Origin of the sequence: Acinetobacter sp. V115_6 (assembly GCF_031799025.1) — a bacterium.
Classification (GTDB): Bacteria; Pseudomonadota; Gammaproteobacteria; order Pseudomonadales; family Moraxellaceae; genus Acinetobacter; species Acinetobacter pittii.
This window is the reverse complement of the sequence record NZ_JAVQNO010000021.1, coordinates 64,177-82,819: the sequence shown is the minus strand read 5'-3', so window position 1 is coordinate 82,819 and position 18,643 is coordinate 64,177. Positions and strand designations below refer to the sequence as shown.

Genomic DNA, 18,643 nt, shown 5'->3' with positions numbered 1-18,643 from the left:
TACTTAGATATCCTTTAATTCATTACAAAAATTTGAAACTTGAGACTCATTGTCTGGCCAATAATCTAACAACAATGGCTTGATTTCTGACTCTACAATATCATCAAGCCACTCTTGTATACTTGAAAAGGTTTGAACTGATGTAAAGAAACTATGACCTATGCAGAATGGTTTACCTAAGCGAGGATCTTTTTTAATTACATTATTTAATTCCTCAATATTAAAACGTAACTTTTGGAGTTGTTCTGAAGTTACTTGAACAACATTTTCCTTAACAACTTTCATCCAAACTTCATTAAAAGTTGGTTCCAACTCTTCAAAAGCAAAACGTCTTCGAAATGCTAAATCTAGTTTGGCCAATGAACGATCAGCAATATTCATTGTACCTAATACATAAACATTCTCAGGTACATAAATTTTTTCATTTTTATCTTTTTTATAAATTAACTCTAATGAATATTGATGAGTTCGTTTTGAGTTTTCTATTAGCGTCAACATTTCACCAAATATCTGCGAAGGATTTCCTCTGTTAACTTCCTCTATTAAAATAACAAAGTTTTGTGAAGGGTTATGACGTGCTCGATTTATCAATTCAAGAAAAGGACCATCAACAAGCTGTAATTTTCCGTCAGAATTAGGCCTCCAACCTCTAACAAAATCCTCGTACGAGGTGGTCGGATGGAACTGAACATGAATAAAATTTTCTTTATTATGCCCAACAATATATTCCGCTAACTGTTTTGCAATCCAAGTTTTGCCAGTACCTGTTGCCCCTTGGAAAATAACATTCTTTTTTGACTTAATTCTACGAACAATCTGGCTGAGTCTTTCTTCCTCAATAAAACATTGATTAGCAACAATATCAGTTAAAGATATCTCAAACTCTTCAATGATTAATGATTCATCAGCAATTTCATCTTGTTCTAAGATATCAGGGTCATAAGCTTTAATACTTAACTCAGGAAAACTTTTTACAATGGAATTATCATTTTCAAACATTGTTTTGAGACTACTAATCAATCCTAAATAATTCTTACCATCTATAGTTTTCTTAATACCACTATATGGAATTTTAACTTTTAATTCTTCTTCAATAAACTTACGGGAACTACCATCTAGACTTAAATAATCCCATGGCCGTATCCAAAACAATGCCATCGTAATATTCCAACCAATACCCTTTTGCTTTAAAAGGTTGTTATAAGAATCTATAAATATCTGTGTTGCTTGAACAGTATCTTCTCCATCTGCAAACAAAATTGATGATTCAAAGAAATTCCATAAATTTTGTACATCGTTGGGCTGCTGAAATTGTTCATAAGAGAAGAACCAAGATTTCATGTTATTTAAAACTGGAACCCCATCAAAATCAGTAGGCAACTCTGACTCTATAGACAAAACTTGTGCTAAATCAGCGGCAATTGCTTTTCTATTAGCAATAGTCATTTGCCTATTAATCATACCCACCACAGTAAATGGACAAATATCATTCAATTTTTTATTCAATAAATAAGATAAATTATGTTTTTCAGCAATAAGCTTAATTTTTTCGACTAAAGTAGTTCTATTCTGTTTATATATTAATAGTTTATTAGATAAATCAACCAAAAATGGCGCCCAAGTAATTTCTTTCTTAATAATATCTCCAAAACGATTCTTCCAATATGGCTCATTTCGGAAGAAATCTAAATCTTGAGTTCTATTTCCAAAAGTAAAATCAATTAATTTTTTAGCATAGTCAGATTCATACTTAACTTCCCATAAAGTTGTTCTATTCGTATAAAAATACCACTCTTTAGGTTGCTTAAATACTTCCCAATCTACATCTACGAAGTGACCATCATTACGGTTTGCTGTTATAGTCCCAATAGCTTTAATAGCCATTACTGAAACGAAATTACCTCTACTATCAAATGGCAGTCCATTTTTACGAACATAACTGGACTTGATAGCTATTTTATCCCCTACTTTCATTGACTGGACTTTATCTGTTAACTCATTTTCGTATCCATTTTCCCAAATCCTTTGACTAATAAAGCGCTCAAATTGATCTTCATTGCGACCAAAGGTTGCTCCCACGAACCAATAAGTTACAGTTGATTTATCCAGTTGGTTTTCAATATTATTTAAAGCCATTTTTTCTTACTAATTTAATGCAAATTAATAAATTATATATTCTTTTAACTTTAAACTCATAATTTTGAATAAAAGCAAACTTATTATTTTTTAATAAAATATTAATTTAAAGCCAATAAAAAACCCCGAAACTTACGTTTCAGGGTTTTTCACGAATTTTGGTGGAGATGGCGGGAGTTGAACCCGCGTCCGCCAGCACTACGCTCGAGAATACTACATGCTTAGATATCGTCTATTGTTTTAACACCAAGTGACCCGACGAACAGGGTACAAGGTGCGATCCTCTAAGTTTGGTATAAAGCCCCGAGGCTTGACTCTATACGGACTTGTGTGCGTGCGCTACGGTCGGGTTCCTAAACCACAAGTATTCTAGGAAGCGGACAAACTGCCCTTAGGCAGCTAGAGCGTAAGTTTCGTCGTTTGCGACTATTAAAATGCAAATTTTATTTACGAGAGAAAATGCGCTCTCGGCATGCATCTATGAGTTTCATCACCGGCGTCGAAGCCAATAACATCCCCATGAATGTCTGAACATCATAGCATAACTAAAATAAAATGCTGTGCAATTTATCAACAGTCTGCTACTGATGAACATATTTACATAATGGAGAGCCTTTTGTTTTTTTCAAGGCCCCTCATAAAAAAGCTGCCAAAAATGACAGCTTTTTTTAAAGTTTGATCTATAAAGCTCCATTGCCTAACACGATCCCTTCACGGCGTGGGTCTACCCCACCTGCGTATTTGCTTTGATTATTTATATTTACTTTCATAATCGTTGAAATACCGCTGGTTTGCGCAGTGTTAGAAATGCCATGCCCTTTTGCTTTTAAGCCTTCAATTAAGTCAACTAAGGAAAGCTGTACATTCGAGCTATCAATATTGGTGTTTTTGCTATTGGTTGCGCCAAAGTTTACAAGCGAAGTGGCCTGCTGTGCATTTAAGTTCCAGTCCAATGCACCCACCAACGTTTTAACCACATATTGAATGATGGTCCCGCCGCCTGGTGAACCTGTTGCCATATAAAACTCATCTGGCGTGGTGCCTTTAAACACTAAAGTTGGTGCCATAGTACTACGTGGACGTTTGCCCCCTTCTACACGGTTGGCAACTGGTGCCCCAGTGCTGTCATAAGGATTCGCGCTAAAGTCAGTTAACTGGTTCGACAGCAAGAAACCATCCACCATGTGGAATGAACCCATGCTCGATTCAACAGTCGATGTCATTGAAACCACATTGCCATAGGCATCTACAATCGTGAACTGAGTCGTGCCATGTTCAACAGTCGTGTCGACACCCGAAGCTGGGTTGAAATTGCCTGCAGGCGCAACGCCCATACTTTGGTTCGGGTTAATTAGTGCTGCACGTTGTTTCAGGTAATTTTTATCAATAAAACTTGGAATACCCTGTGCCGGCAAACGAACAAAGTCAGTGTCTGCCACATATTTATCGCGGTCGGCATAGGCCAAACGCTCTGCCTCAGACACTAAATGTACGCCCATGACATCAGGTACACCGCCTTCATTTTCAGGGTTCTTAGGTGGGTAAAGCGACATATCAAAGTTTTCTAAAATACCCAACGTCTGTGCAACCGCAATTCCTCCCGAAGATGGAGGCGGCATGGTGCAAACATAGTAACGGTCACGGTACGTCGTGCAAATCGGGTCGCGTTTTTTCACCTGATAGTTCGATAAATCCTGTAAGGTCATTAAACTTGGGGTAATTGGAGTCCGTGCGGGGTCATCCCCTACAGTTTGCCCTGCTTTTGCCACAATCGCTTGAGCAATTGGACCCGTGTGCAGCGCATTTGCGCCTTGTGAAGCGAGTGCTTCAAGCGTTTTTGCATACGCTTTATTGGTCATGGTCTCACCGACTTTACGTGGTGATCCATCTGGGTAGAAATAGGTCGCCATTGCATTTGCATCGAGTGCTAAATTGTTTGCATTGCTTGCAATTGCATCTGCCAAACGCCCCGGAATGCGGAAACCATTATCAGCCAAACCAATCGCTTCACCAAAAAGCTGGTTCCATTTGAGTTTGCCATGTTCTTTTTGTGCTTGTTCAAGCAAACGCATCACACCCGGCACACCAATCGAGCGACCACTACGGCGCGCACTTGGTACTGGTGCAGGTGAATTTGGGTCATATATATTTTGGCGAATTAAATAAAATTCGTTGGCTGCGGCAGGTGCGGTTTCACGGCCATCATAAGCAGTGACTTGTTTGGTTTTGGCATCGTAATACATCATAAAACCGCTACCAGCAATGGTACTCGACTGTGGCTCGACCAAACCAAGCACGGCTTGTACCGCAACGGCTGCATCGACTGCACTACCACCTGCTTTTAAAACATCACAACCCGCTTTTACCGCAAGTGGCGTATTTGCCACCACCATATATTTATCTGCGTATTTAACCGTGTTACCGAGTCTATAACCCGAAGCACCCTCTGGCGCTGCCGGGTCACCATTTTGGTTTGAACCGACCACTACGCTTGAACCGTCTTGTGCCAGTTTGCTACAACTGGTCGGGTCATTATCAACAATTAAATTGGGCGGGGTTGTATTTGAATCATCCTTGAGCTGATCTGACGAGGAATCATCTCCACATCCTTGTAATAAACCGACTGCTAATAAACTACTGAACAAAAATGAATATCTTTTATTCACGTGATAACTCCAATATATACGCCTGCCTATCCATGCAATTGCCATGCAAGCTTCTTTGTTTTCAGGTCTTCAGTTTTTTAATCTTTGATAAAAATAAAGTTTTAATATTATTAAATGATTGAGGGTGTTTATTTTGTGCTCTGTGCGATGTCTCCTTGCTTGTTATCACACTCTTTTATAACTGATTTGCCCAATTCTGGCATGCTTTATTTCTTTAAATACAGGCAAAATTTCCTATTTATAAACTCACTCATTTTGTAGTTGGCCTAAAAAAAGCACCTCCGAAGAGATGCTTTTTGGTGCTTAGTGAGAAGGCATACCGCTGACCTGTTTGGGTTTTGGACACAGCCAAATGACCAGTCCCGCAAAGACAAACACCATCGCAAATAGCAAAAATACATGGTTTGCCGACATGGTAATCGCTTCTTTATCGACAAGGTTTGAAATAATTCCTAAGGTCGAGTCAGCCGTAAAACCATTTTGCAAAAGTGTGTTTTGTACTTCAGTCGTATGTAGGTTTGACACCATTTCACTACGCGCAACTTTAGCATGGTCATCCCACACGGTCACTGCAATTGAAGCACCAATCGCCCCTGCCATGGTTCGTAAGAAGTTCATAAGACCCGCAGCGGATGCAATCTCTTGCTGGAGTACCGAACCGAGTGCAATATTCGACAGTGGAATAAAGAAGAACGGTACAGCAAAACCTTGCAAGATTTGCGGCCAAGCCAACGCCATAAAGTCGGCATCTGTGGTCCAGAATGCCCGCATTAAGGTCACACCACCCAGCAAAATTAAACCGAAACTCGCTAGTGCTCTTGGGTCATGTTTGGTCGAGAGCTTTGCCACAATCGGTGACATGGTCAGACTACCAAAGCCCATGGTTGCAGTTAAATAGCCTGCCCACGTGGCGGTGTAGGAAAGGTTCATTTGCAGCCACTGGGGAATCAGTACAATACTGCCAAAGAACGCGCCAAAGCCAAGCGACAAGGCCAGCACCGAGATTGCAAAGCCCCTATGCCTAAAGACTTTCACGTCTACCACGGGGTGTTTATCGGTCAGCTCCCATATGAGGAACACCACAAAGCCAATAGCGGCAGTTAAAGCTAAAACGATAATGCTGGTGCTATTAAACCAATCTCGTTCGTGCCCTAAATCGAGCATGAGCTGGAGCGCACCAATCCACAAAATTAACAGACCTAAACCGACGGTATCGATTCTTAAAGAAATCGTTTCTGTTTCGGCTGGTTTAAGCAAACGGATTGCTGCTAAAACACAAACAATCCCGACTGGTATGTTAATAAAGAAAATCCAGTGCCAAGACAGGTTGTCACTAATCAGACCACCCAAAATTGGCCCTAAAATTGGTCCAACGACGGTAGTCATGGCCCATAAGCCCATCGCCTGTGCATGCTTTTCTTGAGGGAAAATACGCATCAGCAAGGTTTGGCTGAGTGGCATGAGGGGGCCACCGCATAGACCTTGTCCAATACGGAAAAACACCAGCATCCCTAATGAGTTTGCTAGACCACACAAGAAAGAAAAAATGGTAAAACCAATCAGACCAAAAATAAAAACCCGAACGGTTCCAAAGCGACCCGCAAGCCAACCTGTTAAAGGTACACAAATCGCTTCTGCAACAGCATACGACGTAACAACCCATGTTCCTTGTGTACTTGAAACGGCAAGGTTACCGGTAATGTGCGGTACAGATACGTTGGCAATGGTCGTATCAAGCACGACCATAAAATTCGACAAGGCAATAACAAACGCTGCCAGTATTAAACGGCCACCGCTTAGTTCGGCAAAAGGTGTTTGCGTTTTCATAAGCGTTTACTTCGCAGATAAGTCGACTTTTGCTTCCATCGACAAGCCGACACGCAGTGGGTGTTCAGCAAGTTCTTTCGGATCAAGTGCAATACGAACCGGTAAGCGTTGAACCACTTTAATCCAGTTGCCTGTTGCATTTTGAGCCGGAATTAAGGCAAAGGCAGAGCCTGTACCACCAGAGAAGCCCATCACTTTGCCGTGATATTCAACGTCATCGCCATATAAATCTGAAGTTAATGTGACAGCCTGACCCGGACGGACTTTTTTCAACTGACTTTCTTTGAAGTTCGCATCTACATATAAATCATTGAGCGGCACAATCATCATCATGCTGGTGCCCGGTGCAACACGTTGACCGACTTGAATATTACGACGCGTAACCACCCCATCGACTGGTGCACGAATCACGGTACGTTCCAAATCAAGCTGAGCTTGTTCAACATGTGCTTGTGCAACTTGTACATCAGGTGTTGAAGTCTCGCTTACACCCTGAATTAACGCTTCATTTGCAGCTAAAGTACTTTCGGCAGCTTTACGGCTCGAAGAGGCTTGCGCTAAACCAGCTTTAGCAAGCTCTAGCCCTGCTTTGGCTGTTTCAACTGCACTTTGTGCTTTAGTCAGTTCTTCTTTAGACACTGCACCAGAGGCAGCAAGCTGCGCACGGCGATTCAGTTCTAAAGCAGCTTTGTCATAGTCAGCCTGTGCTTGGGCAACTTGTGCTTTGGCACTGTTAATTTCGTCAGCACGCACCACCACTTGAGAGTTTAAAGAACTACTGTTTGCCGCAGTTTGTTTGTATTGGCGTTTTGCTTTGGCAAGTTCTGCCTCAGCTTGGGCCAATGCAATTTTGGCATCACGGTCATCAATACGAACCAGCACGTCACCACGATGTACCGTTTGGGTATCTTTTACGACAACCTGAGCGACCTGTCCGCTCACCATTGAAGTAATTTGCGCGGTTTCTGCACCGACATAGGCATTATCCGTACTCACGGAATTATTTAAAAATAATGCCCAGATTGCATACAAAATAGCGGCGATCAATAAAATCAGCGCAAAAAAACCAAGAAATTTTTTGCGCTTGTTTTGATTGTTTTCATCCGAGGCAGATGTTGTTGGCACTGTTTCTTGTACATTGCTTTGTGCATCAGTCATGGTATGTTCCTAAAGATGAGTTGGCTTTGCCATCAATCTCGCACTACACCTTGTTATAGAGTTTTTATTTTTCTATAAACAAGACATACCGCATTGTCAAAGGAGCTAATTTTAACGCTAAAACCTCATAATATGAGAATAAAAATTTATAACTCATGCGTTCGTTCTAATTAAATTAATGTTTATCTCAAAGTTTTTGTAAAAATTTTAGCTTTTCAAACACTAAAAAAAGCGCACTCGGCGCTTTTAAATGGTTCAATTCATTGCTTAATAGGCATATGAAGCAATACCGGCAGCAATGGCTTTCTCTTCATCATTGACCATGGTCATGCGCATGGTGCAGCCCTTACGACCTAAACGCAGAACTTCAGCACGTGCAATAAAATATTTACCACGCCCCGGTGCTAAATAATCTACACGCATGTCGACTGTTGCCAAACGCGACACTTGCTTAATGGTTTCAGTTAAAGTTTCGGGAGTTGAACGGCGATATAGGTGTTCCATTGCCACAATTCCACCAATACTATCGAGCAAAGTTGCAGCAACACCGCCATGCAAAATCTGAAATGCCAAATTGCCAATCAGGTTGGGTTGCATCTCGATATAGCCTTCAATGTGCCCGTCCACCACACGCATAATCATTCCACTATGCTTAAAAAAAGGAGAGCTATTAAACGCCTTACATAATTGGTTGAGAACCACAGTCAGGTCAGTTTTTGCACCTAAATGGATGTTCCCAGTCCAATTTTTCTTTTCTTCACTCATATGTTGCCTAAATTTAAAAGCATGATAAACGCCCATAATTTTGTACAAATACAGCATTATGGGGCTACAATACAGCAGTCGGTTGACAGTAATGGAATATCCGCCAACCTATCCTAGTGTAATACCGAACATCGAGATTGTTATGACTTATACGTTCAATCGTCCTGCATTTCCAGCCACTCGCATGCGCCGTATCCGTAAAAATGACCAGTTGCGTGCGATGGTCAGCGAAACACAGCTCACTACCAATCACTTGATTTATCCAGTATTTGTATTACCGGGACAAAATCAGACCCAAGATATTCCAAGTATGCCGAACATTCAGCGTTTGTCGGCAGATTTGTTACTGAAAAAAGCTGAAAGACTTCTGGAATTGGGCGTATCAAAACTGGCTCTTTTTCCAGTTACCCCGCAAGAAGATAAAAGCCTCACCGCAGAAGCTGCATGGCGTGAAGATGGTTTAGTACAAACCACCTGCCGTCTGCTTAAAAAAGAATTACCAGAAATGGTGTTAATTACCGATGGTGCCCTCGACCCATATACCACCCATGGTCAAGACGGCATTATTGATGACACTGGCTATGTGCTAAATGACGAGACTGTAGAATGCTTGATTAAACAAGCGTTAAGTCACGCAGAAGCAGGTGCCGAAGTGATTGCTCCTAGTGACATGATGGATGGCCGTATTGGCGCGATTCGTCAGGCTTTAGAAGCCAATGGTCACATCTATACCAACATCATGGCCTACTCTGCAAAATATGCATCTAGCTTCTATGGCCCGTTCCGTGATGCTGTTGGCTCTGCATCCAACCTTAAAGGTGGTAATAAATATAACTACCAGATGGACTTTGCCAACCGTGCCGAAGCTTTACATGAAATCGCGCTTGATATTCAAGAAGGCGCCGACATGGTGATTGTAAAACCGGGCATGCCATATCTGGATGTGGTACGTGAAGTGAAAGATACCTTTGGTGTTCCGACATTCATTTATCAAGTGAGTGGTGAATATGCAATGTTAGCTGGCGCAATTCAAAATGGCTGGTTATCAGACTCAGTCATTTTAGAATCACTCATGTGCTGCCGCCGCGCTGGTGCAGACGGAATCTGGACTTACTTTGCAGAAACCGCTGCTGAAAAACTCAAGGAAATGAACTAAGTTCGCAGAGAAAGGATAACACTGCATGCATATTGCAATTATTGGCGCGGGCATAAGTGGATTAATGTCTGCGCTGGAGTTGGTTGAACAAGGCTGTACCATCAGCATTTTTGATCAACAACAAGCGGGACAAGCAGCCTCTTGGGCTGGCGGAGGTATTCTCTCTCCGATGTACCCGTGGCGTTATGTGCATGCAGTGAACCAACTCGCTCAATTTGGCAAAGCTTCTTATCAAGCATGGAACCGAAAGCTCTACCCTGTTACAGGGATTGATTTTGAAATACATGACACAGGCATGCTGATTTTTGATGAAGAAGATTTTGACGTTGGACTTTCCTACGCCGAGCAGCATCAAGAACCGATGCAGCGCTGTGAATATTTACAGCGAGATGCGCTAGAACAAGTAAATCCACATATTTCCGATCAGTTTCAAGAAGCCATTTATTTCCCTGAACTGTCTAATATTCGTAATCCACGTGTATTACAGTCCCTGATTAGCTATTTAAAGCAACATCCAAATGTTGAGTTTTTTGAACACACTCCTGTTAAAAAACTGATTCAAAATGGCGATGTGATACAGGCACTACAAACCGAAGATGGTCGCAAATATACAGCAGACCATTTTGTAATAACTTCGGGCGCTTGGAGCCATTACTGGAACTCACAATTACAACTCGAAATTCCAGTCGAACCTGTTCAAGGCCAAATGCTGTTATTTAAAACCCCTGCTCACTGGCTACCGACCATGTGTATGAATCGAGTCATGTATCTGATTCCTCGTATGGATGGTCATATCGTATGTGGTTCTAGCATGGCACATCGTGGTTTTGACACCTCTACCGATGAAACGACTCAGCACAATATTTTAGAAGCATGTTTAGAAATGGTGCCTGAACTGGCCGATTTCCCGATTGTACATCGCTGGGCAGGACTCAGACCAAGTTCACCAAATGGCGTTCCCTACATTGGCAAAATGCCTGAAATGGATAACCTGTGGGCAAACTTTGGTCATTTTAGAAATGGTTTGTGTATGGGCGCAGGTTCTGCGCAATTGCTCCGTCAGCTTATGCTGGATCAACCGACATTAGTTGATGCCAAAGCATATTCCCCAGAGCGTTTGCAAAATAAAATCTTAGCCTGACGCGAGTATATTTTCTAAAGCCATTTTTAACTGAGGATAAGCAAACTCAAATCCTTCTGCTTGTAAGGCAGCGGGTTTGACGTATTGTCCATTTAAGATCAATTGCGATTGTTCCCCTAACAAACAGCGAAAAACCGTACTTGGCGCTGACAACAATGGTTTCTTATTCAAAACCTCTGCTGCTTGTTCAACAAAAGCTTTTTGAGTCACATTTTCTGGCGCTACGACATTGTGAATTTGAGCTGATTGAGGATGTTTAAATATAAACTCAATTGCGTTTAATACGTCTTCAATATGTACCCAAACCACAGGCTGACGGCCATGACCAATTTGACCGACTAAATTGAATCGAATAGGAAGCAACATTTTAGGCAAAATGCCACCGCCCTGCCCAAACACCACACCTAAGCGAATAATTTTAGTATTTTGTTGAGAATCTGCTAAAGCTGCTCGCTCCCACTCTTGGCAAAGCTCGGACATAAAAATAGGCTGTGGCGGGCTTTGTTCAGTACACACTTCTGCCCACTTTTCTTGATCATCTATTCCGTAATAACCAATTGCAGAACCAGACACAATCACTTCCGGAAAAATTTGAGATTGATTAAGCCATGCATACAGTTTTCGGGTCGTATTTACACGGCTTTCAATGAGTTGTTTTTTACGTGACTCGGTCCAGCGTTTCTCGCCAATATTTGCACCTGCCAAATTCACCACATAATCAATTTGTCGGGTCGAAATATCTTCAAACTTTTGTACCCACTGCAAGGCAGGATGGTCAGATTCCCTTCCAGCCTGCCGTGTCACCGCAATCACGTTATAATTTTTTTGTAATAGGAACCTAATTAAATACGTTCCAATAAAGCCACTGGCACCTGTGATTAATACATTCTTATTCATATTTCCTCCAAAACCGAGGACAGCAGTTTTTAATTAATATAGTTATAAAATTTAATAACGATCTAATCGTATCAGTTTTTGTGGTGAGTTATGACACATTAAACATTTTGTTTGCCATGCGCTGTGCCTGTTTTCCATAAAACCAGTAGGTAATTAAATAAAGCGGAATAGCTAACATTAAAAGCATAATCACCATAATGCTTAAGAACTGAGGCTGTTTGAGGTAAAGCATAAAGTTTTGCAAAATCTCAGGGTCTTTTCTTGAAAATAAAAACAGGCCAAATAAAACACCACATAAGTTGTAGCCCCAAAAAATCAGGGTAAAACCTAAAGTAAATTTCTTTTTTTCTGGTACAGTCGGGGCACGGCGTTCTTTCTTTAAAAATTTAAATAAGACAAAAATCATTGCGCCTAAATATGGAACGGCTGTTAAAATACCGCCTACACTCGCTGGTAATAGTGCTGCAACCACACCTACAATTAAGGTGAGCACGATGCATAAACCAAAAAACCAGAGAAAGTAAGAACGTAATTTGGTCATATTTTTGCCTAATTTATGGGTTCAAAAAATAATTATAAATTTTTTTCGATTTTTTTTCATTTTTCTGTCAACCAATCCTGATCTCTTGACGTTATATAGGGTAACAAGGTCGCAGCAACCGAATACTTCCTTTGCACGGCATCCGCAAAATTGTTTCGGTGACCTTTCATTACGACTCTTTCCTTCCTTCGGATTAGGTTTTGTTAGCAGCCGAAACCCTTGATGAAGTTTTTGACCGACGATTCTCTCATCACTCGAATCGTCGGTTTTTATTTTCTAGCACTTTCATTTATTTTACGCTCACCATACACAATAGTGCTTTCGTGGCTATAAAGGCTATGCGTATACTTTTTACACCATAAAAATATGATTTAAATAATATGAACACTATTGCCTATTTTGAAATCCAGTCTTCAAACCCTGCCCGCGATGCGCAGTTTTATCAAGCTGTGTTTGGCTGGCAATTTAAACTAGATCCAAACTTACCGATTGAATATTATCGCATAGAGACACCTTCAATTATGGGTGGGCTATTAAAACGCCCCGCTCAAACGCCTCCAATGGAATATGGGACAAATGCATTTACCTGTTCGGTTCAGGTGGAAAACTTCGATGAGGTAGCTGCAAAAATTTTAGCGCAAGGTGGTATTGTAGCAATGGATAAATTCGCTATTCCGGGCCGTGCTTGGCATGGTTACTTTGTCGATTTAGACCACAACGTTTTTGGTATTTTTCAAGTCGATGAAAATGCAGCTTAAAGATTTTATTTATTTTTAATGTATAGCCACCGCCTTTTTATCGGTGGCTATTTCATATTAATTATTCGGCAAAGCTAAAGCTGGCCTCACATGTAATCGGAAAATTCACCGAATTGGCAATCATACATTCGTGATGTGCTTCTTCATGCAGTTTTGCTGCAAACTCTTGGTCTGCACCTTTTTCTAAAACAATCTCTGGTCTTAAAATAATTTGGGTAAAATGACCACGTTTGACCGGATCTGTATCTTCCATAAATCCCAGTGCATGATCGACATAACTCACAACGTGAATATGATTGACTGCACATAGGTGTAAATACCAAAGCTTATGACAAGCTGAAGCTGATGCAACCAATAAATCTTCGGGGTTCCATCTGGTCACATCGCCCAAATAGGCAGGGTCTGATGAACCTTGAATAGTCGTCTTTTGAGGATGCTGAATACTAAAGTCGCGTTTATATGAACGATAAGATGAAGTGCCTGTACCCGTATTGCCTTCCCACTGTATTTTTACTTCGTATTTATGAATAGCCATTTTGTTCTCAAAGTTCATGGTTTGACCTGATAGTAACAAAGCAGAGCTTAAGGAGACAAAATAATTCAGATTTCATTGCTGGCTTAAATAACGAGCACTTTAAAATGTCTTGATAAAATCTCCTGCCAATTTATGCTAACGTATCTGTGTTTATCTTGGCTTGATGTCTGTTTCTATGTCCGTACATTTTCTACATACTTCTGACTGGCATTTGGGGCAGTTTTTTTATAATCACTCACGACACTACGAACACCAACAATTTTTAAGTTGGTTGCTCACTCAAATTCAAGAAAAACAACCTCATGCCCTGCTTATTGCTGGCGATATTTTTGATGTCATTAACCCGGGTTCACAAGCACAAAAACAACTCTACCAATTTTTAGCAGATGCCCATCGTATTGCACCGCACATGCAAACACTCATGATTGCGGGTAACCATGACTCAGGCTATCGTATTGAACAGGTCGAACCGCTTTTAGAAAAATACAATGCAAAAACCGTAGGTGTGGTTCGCTGGAATGAAGATAAAACTCTAGATCTCGATCGACTACTTTTACCTATTTATAATCAAAATCAAGATATTGTGGCGTGGTGCCTTGCCCTGCCTTTTTTACGCTCAGCCGAAATTACGGGCTTTAACGAACATACCACCAATAGCAAAAATGCGATTGCCTATTTGCACCAGCAGCTTATTGCCGAAGCCAAACGTCGTAAAACGCCAGACCAAGCACTTATTTTGATGTCACATGCGCATATGCAAGGTGGGGAAACATCCGACTCTGAACGCCCCATTATTATTGGTAATGAAGAGGCACTTTCAACGACATTGTTTGAAGATGCGGTGGACTATGTCGCTTTAGGACATCTACATAAACCACAAAAGGTAGGTCAGCCGCACATTCGTTATAGCGGTTCACCCATTCCACTTTCTTTTAGTGAAATTAATTACAAGCATCAAGTGGTTGAGGTCAAAGTTGATCCGACTCAAGACACAGACAGCCGTTTGCAATTTGAAGCTGTAGAAATTCCACGTTGCATACAATTGCACCGTATCCGTGGTGAGTTAAATGAAGTGCTACAACAACTCAAAGCTTTACCACACGGCGTGATTGAGAATATTGACCACCGTGAATATGTCGATATTGAGTATTATAGTTTAACGCCGCCACAGCCAAATTTACGTCAGCAGTTTGAAGCAGCTCTACCACCTGACCGCTATCGTTTAGTGCGTATTTCACGTCAATATGTAAATAAAGACGCGACCGATTCAAATACCACCCAGCAAATCGCACTTGAACCACCAACACCAGAAAGACTCTTTCAAAATATTTGGGAAAAACAAGGTTACAACGCCGATGATGCGGTCTTAAAAGATTTTCTGAGTCTGGTACAAGAAGCACAAAAACATCTTGAAAATGATGCAAGCCATTAAGGATATGCCATGAAAATTTTATCCATTCGAATAAAAAATCTGGCATCGCTTGCTGATGAACATTTTATTGACTTTGAAAGCGCACCTCTGGCCCATGCAGGTCTCATTGCAATTGTGGGGAAAACTGGCGCAGGTAAGTCGACCATTTTAGATGCGATGTGTCTGGCCTTATTTAATCGGGTTCCTCGCCTTAAAGACAGCGATGGTAAGTTAAAAGATGTTGATGGCTCTGAGTTGCTGACCAACTCTCCTTTAACTGTCTTACGCCGTGGTACAGGCCATGGTTTTGCTGAACTTTGCTTTATTGCGCAAGATCAAAAGCGCTATTTGGCTCGTTGGGAAATTAAACGGGCACGTGAAAACCCAAATGGTAAATTACAAAGTGTGCAGCGCCACTTAAAATGCTTAACTGATGGTGTGGTACTTGCCGACAAAGCCAAAGCGGTTGATGAAAAAGTTAAACAAATTACCCAGCTTTCATTTGAGCAGTTTACTCGTGCCGTATTACTTGCGCAGTCAGAAGTAACCGCATTTTTAAAAGCTCGAGACAGTGAACGTGGTGAATTACTTGAGTACCTGACCAACTCCAGCATTTTCGCCAAAATCGGTGAACTGGCTTTTCGTAAAACAGCTGATATTGCAAAGCAGCGTAAACAGCTGGAAGAGTTCTTAGGCCACATTGAAATTTTGTCTGATGAAGAGATTGCTGCATTTACAGAACAATACCAGCAAGCCGAACAAAACTATCAACAGTTAGAACAGCAAAAAAATGTCTTAGACAAACAACAACAATGGTTTGAGCGTAAAGCGAAACTTGAGCTAGAAGTTCAAGCTAAACAGCAACAGTTTCAAACGCAGCAAAATCATCATCAACAATTGGCTGGTGAGCGTGAGCAATTAAAACGACTCGAAGTTTTCTCTGAAATACGCCCACAAGTTTTTCAGCAATCTCAAAATTTACAAACCCTACAACAACTTGAGCCGCAAATTCATCAAGCTCAAACCAAGTTTAATGAGTTGGTGCAAATTTTTGAAACGGGACAAAAACAATATCAACTCGCAGAACAAGAGCTCAAACAGACACTCGATTTTGAGCAACAGCATCAATATGCTTTAAATCAAGTTCGGCAGTCCATTCAGGAACGTGCTTTTATTGCCGATGAATATAAAAAGTGCAAAGAAAAAAGAAACGTACTTGAGCAAAAACTCAGTCCACTGCACCAGCAGCAAAACACTGTGCAACAGCACATTGCACAGCTTGAGCAGAACCAAATTCATCTGCAACAACAGCTTACCCAAACTCAGCAATATGCTGTGTTGGATAAAGGCCTTTCAGCACATCTACATCAACTTGGGCAATTTATTCAAAATTACCAAGCAATCGAACAACAGCTCGGAAACCTTACCCTTGCTCGCCAAAAGCTATCGGAAGCTAAAAGTGAACTAGAACAACTCATAGCTTCACTAGGCACAGTTGAACAAATTGAGTTAAAGCTTGAACAGCAACGTAAAGACAAAGAACAAAAGCTTGCTCAAGTCACGCAGTTAGATCTGATTCAGCAAAAAATAAAAATTTATCATGAGCTATATGCTGAGCTTCAACAATTCACTGAAAAACAAACGCAAACCTCAGCCCAAGAGCAGCAACTTAAAACCGTTTGCCAGTTAGCTGAACAAGACTACCAAACAGCAAAAACTGAGCGTGAAAAGTTACAGCACATCCTGCAACAGCAGCGTTTATTACACACAGAAAATATTGAACAATTACGGGCCAATCTTAAAGAAGGTGAAGCGTGTTTAGTCTGTGGAAGTACCCACCACCCTTACCGTATTGATGATAGTGCAGTTTCCAAAGCTTTATTCGATTTGCAGCAACAACAAGAGCAGCAAGCTGTTGCACTCGAGCAAACTAAATTTAATGCATGGCAAACCCAGCAACATGCACTTACCCAGTGTCGTGCCGAGCTTGAGCAAGTTCAGAAATATCTAGCTCAACTTCAAACAAAACAATCAAGTTTGCAACAAGAACTTGAGCAAACGTTTAAGCTCAATCACTTACATATTGAGCTTAATCAAGCTCCTGAGCAGATCTTGCTAACGCTGAACGAACTCAGACAAGCTGCGCAAACTGCCATAAATTCATTTGACTCAGAAAACTTGCGTTTAGCCCAAGCAATTAAACAGCACAATCAGCTCGTTCAATCTATTCAGCGTAATGAAACATTGCTCAATACGGCACAGCAATGGCAACAACAAGTTCAACATATTGTTGAGTGTCTATCTGAAGCCGAACAGCACGCATGGCAGCAATCGAGTAGCCAAACAGCTAAGCAGACTTGGTCAATTTTAGACGTACGTGCTAAGCAGCTTGAGCAACAAGAACAGCTTTCACAGCGTTTTGAACAGCAGCAACAGGAACTTAAAATGTTGACTGCTAACTTTGAACAAATGGCCAAGCAAATTGATGAGGTCGATCAAAATCTCAAAGAAATTACGCTTAAAGGTCAGCAAAATAATGAAAAAGCGGTATCGCTCATTCAGCAAATGACAGGTCGCTCGGATCTTAAACCACATGAATGGTTAATTGAGCATGACGCCAAACGTCAGCAACAACAAACGGCATACCATGAGTCCAAACAACGTTTCGAACAAACCAGACAACACTTTGAACAGCAAAAACAATCACTCGACCAACTCAAGCATCAACATCAACACACTGCGGGGTACCAGCAGCAGATTCATGAACAAATTCAAATCTGGTTAAAAACCCATGCTGATTTTCAAGCCTCTGATCTTACGGCGCTCATGCAAATTAATTCAGCTCAAGAGCAAGACATTCGTAACCGTCTTAATCATGCCGAGCGTTTATTAAGTGAAGCCTCTTCTGCCCTTAAAACTATGCAAGAGCAATTGAGCGAGCACTTACAAACTCAGCCAGATATCGAATATGAAAAGCTTGTTAGCCTCATTCAAGACAATATTACAGAGCTCAAAGCCCAGCTTGAAGTACGTGATCGGCTTAAGCTTAAGCTTGAAGTCCATCAGCAAAATCTGGCTAAACAGCAACGATACGCCGAGCAAATTCAAAATATTCAGCAAGAGGAACATCGCTGGAGCAAAATTTCAAGCTTGATGGGAGATAGAGAAGGTAAGAAATTCCGCGATTATGCTCAGCAATATCACCTAGATATTTTAGTTGAGCATGCCAATCAGCAACTAGCAATGCTGTCTCAACGTTATACTTTAAAACGTCTAGATCAGTCTTTAAGCCTTGCGATTATTGACCACGACATGGATGGAGAGACCCGCTCTGTTGCATCTTTGTCTGGCGGTGAGTCCTTCTTAACTGCACTGGCTTTGTCTTTAGCCATTGCCAATATGGCCTCGGGTTCAATGAAAATTGAATCGCTGTTTATTGATGAAGGCTTTGGTACTTTAGATGCTTCATCTTTACATATGGTCATGAATGCTTTAGACCAATTGCAAAATCAGGGACGCCAAGTCATTCTCATCTCACACATTCAAGAAATGCATGAGCGTATTCCTGTACAAATTCAGGTAAAACCACTCGGCGCAGGTGCAAGTACCATTGAAGTGACGAGTTAAGCTCTAACTCATCACTTTTTCAGGA

The 18,643-nt window shown here is 41.2% G+C and carries 13 protein-coding genes and 1 other RNA gene; 5 read left to right on the top strand and 9 right to left on the bottom strand.

Annotated features, from left to right (window positions below; translation table 11 throughout):
- Positions 1-3 precede the first annotated feature (3 nt).
- From RMA94_RS08820 to RMA94_RS08795, 6 genes are all read right to left on the bottom strand, one after another.
- Positions 4-2,136: an AAA family ATPase gene (locus RMA94_RS08820; protein WP_311082585.1), complete on the bottom strand. Its 2,133-nt coding sequence runs from the start codon at positions 2,134-2,136 to the stop codon at positions 4-6.
- A gap of 159 nt (positions 2,137-2,295) precedes the next feature.
- Positions 2,296-2,655: a transfer-messenger RNA gene (gene ssrA / locus RMA94_RS08815) on the bottom strand.
- A gap of 161 nt (positions 2,656-2,816) precedes the next feature.
- Complete coding sequence (ggt, locus tag RMA94_RS08810; RefSeq protein ID WP_311082583.1) at positions 2,817-4,802, bottom strand: gamma-glutamyltransferase; 1,986 nt, start codon at positions 4,800-4,802, stop codon at positions 2,817-2,819.
- A gap of 303 nt (positions 4,803-5,105) precedes the next feature.
- The gene (locus RMA94_RS08805; RefSeq protein ID WP_311082581.1) at positions 5,106-6,629 is read right to left on the bottom strand and encodes a DHA2 family efflux MFS transporter permease subunit; all 1,524 of its coding nucleotides are present in this window, start codon (positions 6,627-6,629) and stop codon (positions 5,106-5,108) included.
- A 6-nt stretch (positions 6,630-6,635) separates the two neighbouring features.
- Positions 6,636-7,787, bottom strand: coding sequence for an EmrA/EmrK family multidrug efflux transporter periplasmic adaptor subunit (locus RMA94_RS08800; protein ID WP_002121732.1), 1,152 nt, complete (start codon positions 7,785-7,787; stop codon positions 6,636-6,638).
- Between the two features lie 267 nt (positions 7,788-8,054).
- Positions 8,055-8,552: a thioesterase family protein gene (locus RMA94_RS08795; RefSeq protein WP_017481338.1), complete on the bottom strand. Its 498-nt coding sequence runs from the start codon at positions 8,550-8,552 to the stop codon at positions 8,055-8,057.
- Between the two features lie 142 nt (positions 8,553-8,694).
- Here RMA94_RS08795 and hemB point away from each other — a divergent pair, with 142 nt between their 5' ends.
- The gene (gene hemB / locus RMA94_RS08790; RefSeq protein WP_039254387.1) at positions 8,695-9,708 is read left to right on the top strand and encodes a porphobilinogen synthase; all 1,014 of its coding nucleotides are present in this window, start codon (positions 8,695-8,697) and stop codon (positions 9,706-9,708) included.
- Positions 9,709-9,733: 25 nt separating this feature from the next.
- A complete protein-coding gene (locus RMA94_RS08785; RefSeq protein ID WP_311082578.1) occupies positions 9,734-10,849 on the top strand; it encodes an FAD-dependent oxidoreductase in 1,116 nt (371 codons plus the stop codon).
- Here the strand turns inward: RMA94_RS08785 and RMA94_RS08780 are convergent.
- Together RMA94_RS08780 and RMA94_RS08775 are read right to left on the bottom strand one after the other, a co-directional pair.
- Positions 10,841-11,746: a TIGR01777 family oxidoreductase gene (locus RMA94_RS08780; RefSeq protein WP_311082576.1), complete on the bottom strand. Its 906-nt coding sequence runs from the start codon at positions 11,744-11,746 to the stop codon at positions 10,841-10,843. The genes RMA94_RS08785 and RMA94_RS08780 overlap by 9 nt on opposite strands.
- 88 nt (positions 11,747-11,834) lie before the next feature.
- Positions 11,835-12,287, bottom strand: coding sequence for an ABZJ_00895 family protein (locus RMA94_RS08775; protein ID WP_311082575.1), 453 nt, complete (start codon positions 12,285-12,287; stop codon positions 11,835-11,837).
- 380 nt (positions 12,288-12,667) lie between these two features.
- On the opposite strand from RMA94_RS08775, the gene RMA94_RS08770 reads away from it, so the two are divergent.
- Positions 12,668-13,045 carry a VOC family protein gene (locus tag RMA94_RS08770; RefSeq protein WP_005075324.1) on the top strand — a complete coding sequence of 126 codons (378 nt, stop codon included), beginning with the start codon at positions 12,668-12,670 and terminating at the stop codon, positions 13,043-13,045.
- 61 nt (positions 13,046-13,106) lie between these two features.
- Here RMA94_RS08770 and RMA94_RS08765 read toward each other — a convergent pair whose 3' ends face one another.
- The gene (locus RMA94_RS08765) at positions 13,107-13,580 is read right to left on the bottom strand and encodes an OsmC family protein (RefSeq protein ID WP_213074737.1); all 474 of its coding nucleotides are present in this window, start codon (positions 13,578-13,580) and stop codon (positions 13,107-13,109) included.
- A 163-nt stretch (positions 13,581-13,743) separates the two neighbouring features.
- Between RMA94_RS08765 and RMA94_RS08760 the strand changes: the two genes are divergently transcribed.
- Positions 13,744-15,012 carry an exonuclease SbcCD subunit D C-terminal domain-containing protein gene (locus RMA94_RS08760; protein ID WP_311082571.1) on the top strand — a complete coding sequence of 423 codons (1,269 nt, stop codon included), beginning with the start codon at positions 13,744-13,746 and terminating at the stop codon, positions 15,010-15,012.
- A gap of 9 nt (positions 15,013-15,021) precedes the next feature.
- Positions 15,022-18,618: an AAA family ATPase gene (locus RMA94_RS08755; RefSeq protein WP_311082569.1), complete on the top strand. Its 3,597-nt coding sequence runs from the start codon at positions 15,022-15,024 to the stop codon at positions 18,616-18,618.
- The last annotated feature ends 25 nt before the right edge of the window (positions 18,619-18,643 follow it).

What these genes read in the sequence shown, in the direction of transcription:
- RMA94_RS08775 (WP_311082575.1), bottom strand. Translation starts at nt 12,287, where the DNA reads ATGACCAAATTACGTTCTTACTTTCTCTGGTTTTTTGGTTTATGCATC.
- RMA94_RS08800 (WP_002121732.1), bottom strand. Translation starts at nt 7,787, where the DNA reads ATGACTGATGCACAAAGCAATGTACAAGAAACAGTGCCAACAACATCT.
- RMA94_RS08765 (WP_213074737.1), bottom strand. Translation starts at nt 13,580, where the DNA reads ATGGCTATTCATAAATACGAAGTAAAAATACAGTGGGAAGGCAATACG.
- hemB (WP_039254387.1), top strand. Translation starts at nt 8,695, where the DNA reads ATGACTTATACGTTCAATCGTCCTGCATTTCCAGCCACTCGCATGCGC.
- RMA94_RS08760 (WP_311082571.1), top strand. Translation starts at nt 13,744, where the DNA reads ATGTCTGTTTCTATGTCCGTACATTTTCTACATACTTCTGACTGGCAT.
- RMA94_RS08805 (WP_311082581.1), bottom strand. Translation starts at nt 6,629, where the DNA reads ATGAAAACGCAAACACCTTTTGCCGAACTAAGCGGTGGCCGTTTAATA.
- RMA94_RS08795 (WP_017481338.1), bottom strand. Translation starts at nt 8,552, where the DNA reads ATGAGTGAAGAAAAGAAAAATTGGACTGGGAACATCCATTTAGGTGCA.
- RMA94_RS08780 (WP_311082576.1), bottom strand. Translation starts at nt 11,746, where the DNA reads ATGAATAAGAATGTATTAATCACAGGTGCCAGTGGCTTTATTGGAACG.
- RMA94_RS08820 (WP_311082585.1), bottom strand. Translation starts at nt 2,136, where the DNA reads ATGGCTTTAAATAATATTGAAAACCAACTGGATAAATCAACTGTAACT.
- RMA94_RS08770 (WP_005075324.1), top strand. Translation starts at nt 12,668, where the DNA reads ATGAACACTATTGCCTATTTTGAAATCCAGTCTTCAAACCCTGCCCGC.
- RMA94_RS08785 (WP_311082578.1), top strand. Translation starts at nt 9,734, where the DNA reads ATGCATATTGCAATTATTGGCGCGGGCATAAGTGGATTAATGTCTGCG.
- RMA94_RS08755 (WP_311082569.1), top strand. Translation starts at nt 15,022, where the DNA reads ATGAAAATTTTATCCATTCGAATAAAAAATCTGGCATCGCTTGCTGAT.